14 protein-coding genes and 1 tRNA gene are annotated in these 11600 nt (G+C 71.3%); 14 read left to right on the forward strand and 1 reads right to left on the reverse strand.

From position 1 onward, the window contains the following. Positions 1 to 4 precede the first annotated feature (4 nt). From I5071_RS16780 to I5071_RS16795, 4 genes are read left to right on the forward strand one after another with little or no spacing between them, the layout of a single operon-like run. Positions 5 to 349 (forward strand): hypothetical protein, encoded by a 345-nt coding sequence (locus I5071_RS16780; protein ID WP_236606473.1) that lies wholly within the window; start codon positions 5 to 7, stop codon positions 347 to 349. 23 nt (positions 350 to 372) lie between these two features. Further along, positions 373 to 546, forward strand: a complete 174-nt coding sequence (locus I5071_RS16785) for a hypothetical protein (RefSeq protein ID WP_236606474.1) — start codon at positions 373 to 375, stop codon at positions 544 to 546. Further along, positions 543 to 854: a hypothetical protein gene (locus tag I5071_RS16790; protein WP_236606475.1), complete on the forward strand. Its 312-nt coding sequence runs from the start codon at positions 543 to 545 to the stop codon at positions 852 to 854. Before I5071_RS16785 ends, I5071_RS16790 begins: the two co-directional genes overlap by 4 nt. Position 855: 1 nt before the next feature. Next, positions 856 to 2406, forward strand: coding sequence for a terminase large subunit domain-containing protein (locus I5071_RS16795; protein ID WP_236606476.1), 1551 nt, complete (start codon positions 856 to 858; stop codon positions 2404 to 2406). 16 nt (positions 2407 to 2422) lie between these two features. Here the strand turns inward: I5071_RS16795 and I5071_RS16800 are convergent, their stop codons facing one another. Next, entirely contained in the window at positions 2423 to 4225 is a 1803-nt protein-coding gene (locus tag I5071_RS16800; RefSeq protein ID WP_236606477.1) for a phage portal protein family protein, read from the reverse strand. 122 nt (positions 4226 to 4347) lie between these two features. Between I5071_RS16800 and I5071_RS16805 the strand changes: the two genes are divergently transcribed. From I5071_RS16805 to I5071_RS16850, 10 genes are all read left to right on the forward strand, one after another. Then, positions 4348 to 6003: a hypothetical protein gene (locus I5071_RS16805; protein ID WP_236606478.1), complete on the forward strand. Its 1656-nt coding sequence runs from the start codon at positions 4348 to 4350 to the stop codon at positions 6001 to 6003. Between the two features lie 33 nt (positions 6004 to 6036). After that, a complete protein-coding gene (locus I5071_RS16810; RefSeq protein ID WP_236606479.1) occupies positions 6037 to 6468 on the forward strand; it encodes a hypothetical protein in 432 nt (143 codons plus the stop codon). A 38-nt stretch (positions 6469 to 6506) separates the two neighbouring features. Beyond that, positions 6507 to 7442 (forward strand): Mu-like prophage major head subunit gpT family protein, encoded by a 936-nt coding sequence (locus I5071_RS16815; protein ID WP_236606480.1) that lies wholly within the window; start codon positions 6507 to 6509, stop codon positions 7440 to 7442. 83 nt (positions 7443 to 7525) lie between these two features. Beyond that, positions 7526 to 7599: transfer RNA gene (locus I5071_RS16820), tRNA-Met, on the forward strand. 20 nt (positions 7600 to 7619) lie between these two features. Continuing rightward, the gene (locus I5071_RS16825) at positions 7620 to 8123 is read left to right on the forward strand and encodes a hypothetical protein (protein ID WP_236606481.1); all 504 of its coding nucleotides are present in this window, start codon (positions 7620 to 7622) and stop codon (positions 8121 to 8123) included. Positions 8124 to 8141: 18 nt separating this feature from the next. Continuing rightward, positions 8142 to 8588 carry a hypothetical protein gene (locus tag I5071_RS16830; RefSeq protein WP_236606482.1) on the forward strand — a complete coding sequence of 149 codons (447 nt, stop codon included), beginning with the start codon at positions 8142 to 8144 and terminating at the stop codon, positions 8586 to 8588. 1 nt (position 8589) lies between these two features. Beyond that, the gene (locus I5071_RS16835) at positions 8590 to 9036 is read left to right on the forward strand and encodes a phage virion morphogenesis protein (RefSeq protein ID WP_236606483.1); all 447 of its coding nucleotides are present in this window, start codon (positions 8590 to 8592) and stop codon (positions 9034 to 9036) included. Beyond that, positions 9033 to 9548, forward strand: coding sequence for a hypothetical protein (locus tag I5071_RS16840; RefSeq protein WP_236606484.1), 516 nt, complete (start codon positions 9033 to 9035; stop codon positions 9546 to 9548). Before I5071_RS16835 ends, I5071_RS16840 begins: the two co-directional genes overlap by 4 nt. Before the next feature lie 7 nt (positions 9549 to 9555). Continuing rightward, a complete protein-coding gene (locus I5071_RS16845) occupies positions 9556 to 10809 on the forward strand; it encodes a hypothetical protein (protein WP_236606485.1) in 1254 nt (417 codons plus the stop codon). A gap of 11 nt (positions 10810 to 10820) precedes the next feature. Continuing rightward, positions 10821 to 11471, forward strand: a complete 651-nt coding sequence (locus tag I5071_RS16850) for a hypothetical protein (protein ID WP_236606486.1) — start codon at positions 10821 to 10823, stop codon at positions 11469 to 11471. Positions 11472 to 11600: the final 129 nt, after the last annotated feature.

Consider the following 11600-nt stretch of genomic DNA (forward strand, 5'->3'; position numbering starts at 1 on the left):
CGTGATGGCCAACTTCGTCCACCGGAAGAACACCGACGACGGACCGCGCTACCGCGTCTGGAACACGGTCGTCGACCGGTACGAGACGCCGCCGCTCACGCGCGGCGAGGTGATCGAGTACCTCGACAACCCGAACGCCGCCGAGCGAGTGGCACGCGCCGACGAGAACGGGACGTCGTCGAAGCTCGGAGACGCGCGCGACCCCGACGGGCCCTGGGACACCGAGACGTGCGAGGTCTGCGGCGGCTTCCACCACGCCTTCGTCGAGCGCGCGCATGGGCAGTGCGCTCGGTGCGGTGAGGCGGAGTTCGATCGGCCGCACGGCCCGCCGTGCGTGGTGGGGGCGTGACCGTGCGCGCTCAGGCCGAGCGGATGACCGACGCGCTCCGCGCAGCGGTGCCCGACGCGCGCGTGCGGGTGCCGGTGCTGCGCGCGATCGTGGACTGGGACGCGGAGCTCCGGCGGCTGTACGAGCGGATGGTGGTGAGCGCGTTCGCGCTCGGTCTAATCTTCGGCGCGATCGCCGGGGCGGCGTTGGCGCGATGACGGCGGAGCGCCCCGACAAGCCCGCCCGCAAGCGGTCCGGGAAGAAGCGCTCGAAGCCGCCGAGCTCCCCGAGCACCGCGATGGACGTCGCGCGCGCGCTGGTCGCGGAGGGCGACCCGGAGAGCTGGCGCAAGCCGATGGCGAGCACGCTGCGCACGCTCCTCGCCGAGCTCGATCGACGCGTCGCGCTCGGCGGCGACCCCGGCGGCCTGTCGACCCTCGAGCTCATCGGCGCTCTGGGGAAGCTCGGCGCGATCGCGACCGAGGCCGAGTCGCTTCTCGGGCCCGAGGTCGACCCCAAGGGCTGACGTGGGCGCGATCGCGGCACGAGTCGCACGGATCGAGCGCGAGCGCGCGAAGGTGATCGCACGTCGTGCTCGCTTCGGGCGCTCGCGCGCGATCGAGCCGGGCCGACTGCTGACGCTCGTCCCGCGCGTCTCGCCGCAGCTGCAGGAGCCCGAGCACCTCGAACCCGTCGCGAACGAGATCGAGCGCGCGCTCGACGAGACGGTCGAGGTCTGCATCTCGGTCCCGCCCCGGCACGGCAAGACGACGCTCCTCGTGCACGCGATCGTGTGGCTGCTCCTGCGCGATCCGACGTGCACCATCCTCTACGCGTCGTACGCGCACGGCTTCGCCGCGAAGCAGGTGCGCAAGGCGATGCGCCTCGCGGTGAAGGCCGGGATCGCGCTCGGCGACGTGCGCCGGCGCGACGAGTGGACGACGGCCGCGGGCGGCGGCGTGAAGGCCTGCGGCGTCGGCGGGCAGATCACCGGCGAGGGCTTCCGGGTCGTCTTCGTCGACGACCCGCACAAGAACCGCGCAGAGGCGGAGTCGCGCCGAATTCGCGAGCGCGTGATCGACGGCTTCCGCGAGGACATCTACACGCGCCAGGACCCGCGCGGCACGAGCGTGTTCGTCGTCCACACGCGCTGGCACGAGAACGACCTGATCGGCGAGCTCACCCGCGCGCAGGCGTCGAACGACGACGTCGAGGCGGTGCCGCCGTTCAAGCTGCTCAACCTCACCGCGATCAGCGGGGCCGCCAACGACGGCGCGTACGGGCTGCGCGCGCTCGCTCCGAAGCTCTTCACGCTCGACCGGCTGCAGCGCCTTCGCGCGCGCGTCGGCGAGTACGGGTGGTGGTCGCTCTACATGGGTTCGCCGCGCCCGCGCTCGGGCGCGGTGTTCGGCGATCCGAACCTCGTCGACGAGCTCGAGAGCACGGGCACGTTCCGGTACGCGATCGGCGTCGACATCGCGCGCACGGCGCGCACGCGCAGCGACCACAACGCCGCCGTCGTGCTGCGCCTGAACGTCGAGACCGGGACGATCGACGTCGTCGAGGCTCTCCGCGAGCAGGGCGTGCTCGCCGACCGGCGCGACGTCGAGCGCGAGGGCGCGATCGATCCGGGCTTCGCGCGGCGTCTGCACGCGCTCGTCGGGCGCTACCCGGGCGCGCGCGTCGTCATGTACACGGGGCGCACCGAGGACCAGCTGCTCGAGCTGCTCGCGAGCCACGCGGACTATCCCGTCTACATCGACGCGTGGCCTGCGACGACGGAGAAGTTCGAGCGCGCGCAGGGATGGGCCGGCGCATACAACGACCCGCGCGGCCGCGTGCGCATCCCGCGCAAGGCGATGTGGGCGTCGAAGTTCATCGCCGAGCACTCGGCGTTCACGGGCAACAAGGGCGATCCGGACGACCAGGTCGACGCAGCGGCCGCGGCGTTCGATGCGCTGCGGCAGAGCGACGGCCTCGAAGTGCTCACGCCCTCGAGCGGCGCGCGCCGCGACGCGGCCGATGCGGGGGTGGCGTCCCGCGCTCGACGCCGCGCCCGCGGCTTCTTCGCGGGGTGACCACGCGCTGGGGTGACTACGTGCTCGCGACGATCGTCGACAGCGCCGCGCGCCCCTCGTCCGTGAGCCAGCCGCCACGGAGCGAACTACCGTACTCCCACCACCCACGGCGAGCCCACTTGCCGAGGACGTACGCCTCGCGCTTCGTGACATCGACGAGGTCGTCGGCGCCGTCGCGGAGCACGCCCTTCGGATGCGCGAGCACGCGCTTCGCGAGCCCGACCTCGTCAGACTTGCGACCGGTGCCATCATCGCCGTCCTCGAGGCCGCTCGCGGCCGGCGCGGGGCGCGTGCGCTCGATAAACGATGCTCGGCGCCAGCTCCACTGGCGCGCGGGATTCGGCGCGTCGAGGTCGACGAAGAACACCGTCGTCTCGCTCACCGAGGTGACCTGCAGCCGGTGCCCGTCCTCGGTGTCGATCCACTCGGTCTCGGGCTGGATCGGGTCCTCTGTGGACTCCTGCTCGGCGAGCGCGTCGCTCGGCTCCGTCGGCTCGCTCTTCGGCCTCGACGCCGCGGCCGCGCGCGCGAGGTTCACGGCCTCTTGCGGCGTGATCGAGGGCGCGGCGAGTCGAATCATGAGAGCGCCGGTCTCGGGCGTGCGCGTGCCCGCCTCGACGGCTGCGACGATCGCCGCGACCGCGCTCACCTGCGAGTCGCTGAGCTCGGCGCCCTCCGTCTTCTTGCTCGCGACGACCCACCCGATGCGCGGCACGGGCGCGAACACGCCGCCGAAGCGGTGGCGATTGAACCAGATCAGGTACTTCGTGAGATCGCGGCGGATCGTCGCGGCGAGCGAGCGCTCGTCGAGCGCGATGCGCGCGTCGACGGTGGCGCCCCGGCGGCTCTCGACCGACGCGTAGGCGCCGATGCGCGACGGCTGGTTGAGGTCGGTCATGCCGAGGATCGCCTTGGCGATCTCGTTGTTCATCGCGAGGTCGAACTCTTTCCACGTCCCCGCGTCCTTCATCGTCGACTCGAGCAACTGGAACGCGGCCGGCTCTTCGATGACCGCCGCGTGATCGGCGGAGAGCTGCTCCATCGACTCGAGGGCCTTCTCGCGGACCTCGCGCGATGCGTCGCGCGGGACCCTCGCCCACATGAAGGGCCATGCGAAGCGCTCGGCGCCGCTGAGCCAGAACTGCTGGCCCCACTTCTTGAACAAGTAGGGCCAGCACACCGAGCGGAAGACGCCGGTGAGCGCGGGGTATCCGCTCGTCGTCTTCGGCGTGTGGACGATCCACTTGCCGGGCTCGAGCGGGAGCCCCTCGGCGTGCACGCGCTCGCCGTCGTCGACGAGCCGCGGCTCCCAGGTGCGCGAGTACATGAACCGGCGCGCGTGGACCCAGTGCAGGCCGACGGGCAGCCACGTGTTGTCCTCGAAGCGCCACTCGATCTCGGCGAACGCAGCGCCCTTCCCGATGCCGTCGAGAAGATCGTGGATGACGTCGTCGAACGTCGGGTGCTGCTCGATGATGTTCTCGACGAACGCGCGCGCGTCGTCGGCGTAGCGGTCGCGCGCGGGATCGCCGGTGTGCCCGGGCAGCACCTCGCGGCGCGCGCCGCTCACCGCCGCGATGCGCGTCTCGTACGCGGCGCGCACGCCAGCGTCGATCACCATGCGGTCGCAGAGATCGGCCCAGTTCTCGACGCGCCCGCGCTCGGTTTCGCGAAGGATCGATCCGAGCTTCGCGGGCGTGAACTCTGCGAACTTCGAGCTGAGGTCGCGCTGGTCTCGCACCGTCGCGCGCGCGATGCGGCGCGTGACCGGCCGCACGACGAGCGGCGCTGCGGTCTGCTGCTCTTCGGCGTTGCTCACGAGGCGCGTCGTGCGTCGCGCGCGAGGCTGAGACCATCATGACGCGCGCGACATGACGCGCGCGGCATGATGCGCGCGTCATCATTGTCGCCCTCGATCGTGCTTCGCAGAGTCCCTCGCGCATGCCGGGCGACGCGAGCAGCGAGACGACCACCGCGAGCGAGACAATCGCTCCGTCGGTCTTCGTGCGCGCAGTCGCGGACGGCGAGTGGGAAGTCGTCGATCGCGCGAGCGGGGAGCGCGTCGGCGAGACGCACGCATCGCGGAACGCGGCGCTCGACGCAGCGCTCGCCGAGCTCGGCGACGTGCTCAAGGGACCGCACCTCCGGGACGACAAGACGGGCGAGACGGTCGGGCAGTGGCGCTGGCTCGATGCGACCAGCGAGGAAGACGAAGCCGACGTGCTCGACGCGGACGGCAACGTCGCGCGCCCGCGCATCACCGCGGCCGCGATCGACTCGATGGCGGCGAACCTGAACGCGTCGCCGATGCCGCGCCCGATCGACGGCGGCAAGGTGCCCAGCGACTTCGCGCCGAGCGAGGTGCACGGCACCTACGAGGACTCCGGCACGCCCGCGAACGGCTGGGCGCACGCCGCGGTGCCGTTCGTGAACGACAAGGGCCGCACGCACCTCGCGCTGCGCGCCGAGCTCTGGCCGACGGTCGCGCGCGAGGTCGATCGCGGACGCCTCGCCTACGGCTCGGTGCACGTCGAAGGCGACGACATGGACGACACCGGCGCGATCGAGGGCGCGACGCTCGAGTCGCACGCGCTCACGAACCGCCCGGTGGTGCAGACGCTCCTGCCGAGCACGGCGATGTTGAGCCGCGGCCGGCGTGCCGTGGTGACCCTGCGATCGCGAGGGAAGGACACGATGACGAAGCCGAAGGTCATGACTCTGCGCGGCGCCGCGCTCACCGCGCTCACCGAGCTGTGCGCGCTCATCGGGATCGAGTTCAGCGAGGAGATGGACGCGGACGAGTGGTCGTCGCCGGCCGTCTCGCGCGTGCGGGCGCTGAAGCAGCTCGCGGTGGGCGAGCAGGTGATCGAGGCGCTGCCGAAGGGCGGCGGCGATCCGGCGGCCGCGGTGACCGCGGCGTACGCCGCGCACCGCAAGGCGGTCTCGACGAAGCGCGCCGAGGGCGGCACCGCGGAGGGCGGGACCGAGGGCGCGACCGCTCCGGCGGCTTCGGCCGAGGCGACGCAGCTCGCGGACCTGCTCAAGGAGAAGGTCGGCGTCGCGACCGACGCGGAACTGCTCGCGTGGGTCACCGAGAACGTCGACGAGATCGCGGCGCTCGCGGAGGACGATGACGCGGCCCCGGCGGGGACCGGCGAGGGCGCGGCCGTCACTGCGTCGAAGGGCGGCAAGGCGAAGGGCACGAAGCTCGCGCTGTCGCTCGCGCTGAATCGCATCGCCACGCTCGAGGCGCAGGTCGGTGATCGCGTCGTCGAGATGGTCGACGCGGACGTCGCGGCCGGAAAGGTCCCGACCGCGGAGCGCGACGAGTATCTCGAGCTCGCTCGCCTCAACGGCGCGCTCTACTCGAAGCTCACGAAGAACGCGCGCGCGGTGCCGACGGGTCGAGTCGCGCAGTCGACCGAGGCGCGTCTCGGCAAGGGGCCGACCGGCAATGCTGGCCCGGTGGCCGAGGCGGACCTCGACGACGAGGAGAAGGTGACCTTCGAGGCGCTCCTCGCGATGCGCCTGTGGGACCGGAACGTCTGCGCCGCGAAGGCGCGCGAGACGACCGAGGAGCGTCGCGCGCGGGCGTGATCCCGGCGCCAGCACGAACACGGAGAAGGCGACATGGCAGCTCTCACGCAGGACAAGAAGCGCGACGTGCTCGGCGAGGATGGCGTCCTCGAGAGCATCGGCGCGGCCGCGAACGCGGTGTGGTTCAACGGCTCGCTCATCGCGCGCAACGCGGGCGGCTACGGCATCGCCGCGACCAGCGCGGCGGGCCTCGAGATCGTCGGCGTCGCGGACGGCGGCGGCAACAACACCGGCGGCGCGAACGGCGCGAAGGAGATCAAGCTCCGTCGCGGTCAGGTCGAGGGCATCGCCGCGCCGACGCTCGACATCACCGACGTCGGCCTCGACGCGCGCACCGTCGACGACGGGACCGTCGGCGGCACCGCCGACACCGCGACCGGTCTGCCCGCGGGCCGCATCGTCGCGTACCGCAACAGCAAGGCCTACGTCGAGATCGGTCGGTTCCGCGGCGTCAACGCGCCGTGAGGCCCTGACGCGCCCTCAAGCATCGGGAGACAGACGTCATGGCGATCACGAACTACGCGACGAACTACGCGGCGGCGACGACCGCGTTCCACCAGGGCTTCGAGGAGCTCTTCAATCGGCAGCGCACGCCGCTGTTCTCGATGATCTGCGAGGAAGTGCCGGTTACCGGGCTGACGCTCGAGGCCCCCTTCCTCGGCGACGACTCGCCGGTGCGGAAGTGGATCGGGAGCAAGCGCTTCCAGGACCTGCGCTCGTTCCGGCAGAGCTACCCGGTCGAGCCGTACGAGAAGAGCCTGCGCATCCCCGCGCTCAACGTGCGGCACGACTCGAGCGGCGCGATCGCGCGGCGCATCTCGGCGTTCCTGCAGAGCGTCGTGAGCTACTTCGACAAGCCGGTGTTCGACATGCTCATGTCGAACCCCGTCGGGTTCGACGGCGTCGCGCTGTGCTCGACCTCGCACCCGTTCGGACCGAACGGCGGCGTGCAGTCGAACAAGTCGAACAACCCGCTCTCGCACTCCGAGTACCGCGCCGCCCTGAAGACGATGGGCGGCTGGCTCTCGGAGAACGGCGAGCCGCTCGAGATGAGCGGCACGGTGCTGCTCGTGGGCACCGACCAGGAGGACATCGCGCTCGAGGTCGCCGGCGTCGACAAGCCGGTGAACGTCGGGCAGACGGGCACGCTCGACGCGAACGCGAACGTGGTCGGCGTGACGACCGTCAAGAACGTGTTCCAGGGCCGCACGACGGTCATCGTCTCGCCGCGCGTGAGCGCGACGAAGTGGGCGGTGCTCGACATGAGCAAGCCGGGGCTCGCGCCGCTCGTGATCGGCGTCGCGCGCAAGCCCGAGGCGATCGCGATGGACAAGCCCGACAGCCCGGCGCGCTTCGAGCGCGACGACTGGGAGGGCTCGATCGAGGCGGACTTCGCGCTCGGCGCGGGCGTCTGGCCGACGCTCTTCGGGAATCTCTGACCTATCGGCCTGCCCGGCTAGGGCCGGCGCGTCCGGCGTCGAGAGCGCGAGCAGTCGGGTCCTGCTCGAGCACCGGACCTCGTAGCGGTGTGGGGGAGAAGCCGTCCCCGCCGGCCTCATAAGCCGGAGATCGCTGGTGCGAATCCAGCCGCCGCTCTGCCTTTTTGGAGGAGCCACATGGAGCCGCAGCTGATCCAGCAGGAGACCCGCCGCCGTGATCTGCGCGCGTACGAGCCGCGCGTGATGCTCGAGATCACCGTCCGCCCGCTCTCGCAGGTGGTCGAGGGACACGTCGTGCCGCAGGGCACGCACCGCATCCTCGTCGCCGAGTCGCGCGTCGACGCGGTTCGCGAGCTCGTCGAGACCGAGAAGGATCGCGCGATGCTCGCGCAGGCGCGCGAGATGTTCGAGCGCGAGCTCTCACGCTGGACGGCGACGGGCCAGAAGGCCGAGACGTTCGGGGGCTCGCTCGAGCGCGAGTTCCACAAGATCGCTGGGCGTGGTCTGGCTCCGATCACGTCGCTGAAGGTGCTCCCCGGCACGCACGCGCCGATCGTCAGCGACGACGAGGTGAAGAGCGCGGGCGTGGCGGCCGCGATGCTCTCGCAGCTCGAGCGCATGCAGTCGCGCGGCGACGCCGACGCGAGCGACGAGAAGGGCGCGCGCAGCAAGAAGAGCTGAGCGCGCGACGGAGTCGGCGTGTACCTGACCGAGCAGTATCTGCGCGAGCTCTTCGGGTCGAACGAGGTCTCTGCCCTCTGTCCGACTCCGGCGGAGCTCACGCGCGTGATCGAGGCGGCGGAAGCCGAGACCGAGACCGCGCTGCAGAACGGCGGGTACCGCTCGGCCGTGCCGAGCTCGGTGTACTCGACCCTCGAGGCGTGTCCGAAGGCGATCCGCCTGCTCGCGTACGGCGCGTGGATCGAGCTCGCGCACGGCCGCAAGCGCGTCGAGATCCCCGCGCAGTTCCTCGAGTATGTGCGGAAGCTCGATCTCGTGCGGACCGGGAAGTACGAGATCCCGGGCGTCGAGAAGGACGTCGCGCGCGCGGTCGGCGGCATCCTCTCGAGCGACACGTCGCCGACATCCTCGACCTCGCGTCAGCAGGTGTTCGGCCGCGGCTCGTTCCGCGACGGTGGGTACTGACGTGGGCGTGCGTGTCGAGGGAGCGCGCGAAGCGTCGGAACTGCTCGGCGGGATCGCTGCGCGGCTCCGCGAGCCCACCCCCGCGCTCCGCGCCGAGGCAGACCGCATGCTCGCCGAGGCGCGTGCGTCGATCGGGTCGCGTACCGCGCCCGACGGCTCGGACTGGCCCGCACCGAAGAAGACGACCGCACGCGCGGGAGAGCGCGGGCGCCCGCGCGCGCCGACGCGTCGATCGGGTCGCCTCGCAGCATCGGGCCGCGTGCTCGCGGAGCAGGCCGAGGCGATCGTCGAGTTCACCGCGCCCTACGCCGGCTTCGTGCAGGACGGCACCGGCCACATGGAGCCTAGGCGCTTTCTGCCGTTCGACGGGGATACGCCGCGCGACGAGGGGTCGCTGCGCGGTCTCGAGCAGCGCGTCGGCGACTGGATCGTGCGGGGTGCGCGATGACGAAGCGCGCCATGCTGAAGGCCGCCGAGGAAGTGCTCGCGGGCACGATCGGAGGCGTGCGCACCGTCGACGCGGGCTCGCTCGAGCGCGGCGCGTACGCCGGCGTAACCGACGAGCAGTTGCGGATGTCGGTGCTCGTGAAGGCGAGCTACGAAGTCGAGGTCGTCGAGGACGACACGACGGGGATCGTCGCCAACGAGAGCGCGAACCTCTCGATCGACAAGCTCACGGTGCGCGTGCGGCTCGCGTTCTCCACCGAGAGCGAGCTCAACGCCGACGAGCGCCTCGCGGTCCGCGCGACGGCGTTCGAGACGGCCGACACCTGCCGCGACGCGCTCGCGTTCGCGGGGAACCTCCACGCGACGAGCGAGGGCGTGCTGACGCGCCTCGCAGGCGACGCGCTCAACCGCCGCGGCCCGGTGCGCACTGCGCGCGAGGACTGGGCGGCGCGCATCTACGTCGTCGAGTTCCTGATGACCGGACTGATGCACCGCGTGCGCGCGGTGGCGTGAGGGCACCATGACGCTCGAGATCGATCGGCTGCGGTACGTGGGGCTCGACGAGGAGCCGACCGGCGATGCGAACTACGGGAAGATCCGCACGATCCCCGGCACGTTCCTCGCGCTGCCGTACATGGAAGGGTCGCTGAAGATCGACCCGGACACGACGAACCTCGACCCGATGGCGGGCAAGGTCGGGATCGACGACTACGACGTGCAGATCCCGGGGCCCAAGAAGGTCACCGCGGCGTTCGACATCCCGCTGCACTCGCACGGTCTCGACCTGAACGGCGTCAACGCGGCGCCGACGATCAGCACGTGGGCGTTCCTGCGGCTGCTGAAGATCTGTCTCGGCGGCGTGGTCGCGACGACGAACCCCGGCGCGCCGACGCTCGTCGTCGCGGGCACGACGATCAACACCGTCACCGTCACGACGGGCCACGGCGCGCGCTTCCAGCGCGGCAGCGTGATCGCGTGCCAGACGGTCTCCGGATCGACCGCGCTCGAGGCGAAGGAGGTCGCTTCGGTCGCGGGTGACGTCGTGACCGTGAAGGAGGCGTTCAGCGCGATCCCGACCACCGGCACGCAGGTGCGCGGCGGCGTCACCGCCTACCCGACGCGCGATCCCGACACGAGCGCGCAGCTGCTCATCGAAGGTCGCGAGCTGTCGGACCGCTTCGCGATCATGGGACTGAACGGCGGCTTCGGGATCACGGCGCAGTTCGGCCAGGACGCGCAGCCGAGCAAGTTCTCGTTCAACCTCGGCGGCGCCGACTGGTCGCGCCTCGCCGATGGCTCCGGCGTCACGACGCCGACCTACTCGCCGTTCCAGCTCATCCGCAGCGTCGATGCGCCGCTCACGGTGCCGGTGTTCGGCACGTCGACGCGCGCGCTCGTGCACCAGGCCGACTTCAAGCTCGAGCTCGCGCTGCAGTACATGGACGAGCGGAGTGGCTCGGGCGTGAACGGCATCCGCCGCAAGCGCCGCCTGCCCGGGCGCCCGCTCGTGAAGGGCTCGTTCGTCGAGCGCTTCGAGGACCAGACGCGCTGGGCGTCGTACGAGGCGCGCGAGATCCGCTCGGTCTACCAGCAGCTCGGCACGATCGCGGGGGGGATCTGCCTCATCAGCGTTCCGCGTGTGCAGTTCGGGCAACCGAAGCGCGCAGCCGCGGGCGAGGCCGCGGGCACCGAGGTGCCCTTCTGGAGCTTCCCCGACACGACCGGCGGCACGACCGAGCTCGAGACGGCGGCGATCCGCTTCCACTTCGTCTGAGAGGAGCCCGCATGATGGAGACGAGAAAGCCGTTCGACGTGATTCGCTTGCACGACCCGGCGATCGACTGGGACGCCGTGAAGCGTCCTCAGCCGTGCCCGAACGAGCGATGCAGCAACGGGCTCGACGAGGCCGTCGACGACGGGCGCTGCGAGACGTGCGGCGGCGAGGGCTTCGTGCGCCTGTACGACGAGGGCCGGTTCTGCACCGAGCGCGACCTCGAGAAGGTGCTCGTCCACACGTTCCCCGGCGAGACGCCCGTGTACTTCGTGTGTCGGCGTCTCACCACGCCGCAGCGACAGAAGTACATCTCCCTCGCGACGTCGCACGACGACGAGTACGTGCGCGCGTTCCAGGCCGGCGTGATCGAGATCCGCTTTCCCGATCGCCCGAAGTACGTCCCGAAGTGGCTCGCGAAGGGCGCGCTCACGATGGACGACAAGGAGCTGCGCGACCTCGAGAAGGACCACGGGATCGAGTGGCCCGACTTGCTCGACGTGGGCTCGCAGATCCTCGCGAGGTCGAACGTCCCTTTCGGCTGTACGCCCTCCTATCCGGTGCTGCGCTCGTCGGTGGACGCGTGGGTCGCGGTCCAGCGACTCTGTGCGGAGCGGAGGGCGAGCGCTGCTCCCCCGAGCAGCGACGGGCCCAAGGCACCCTAGCCGGCAGCGGCGAGGAGTCGCGTCGTGTCCGCCTCGAGCTGCGACGCGCGTACCGCTGCCCGTGCGACGGCGAGTCGGAACGATGGTCCGGCCCCGTCGACGAGCGGCAGGCGCGCGCGTGCTCGAGCG

This window comes from Sandaracinus amylolyticus (assembly GCF_021631985.1).
GTDB lineage: Bacteria > Myxococcota_A > Polyangia > Polyangiales > Sandaracinaceae > Sandaracinus > Sandaracinus amylolyticus_A.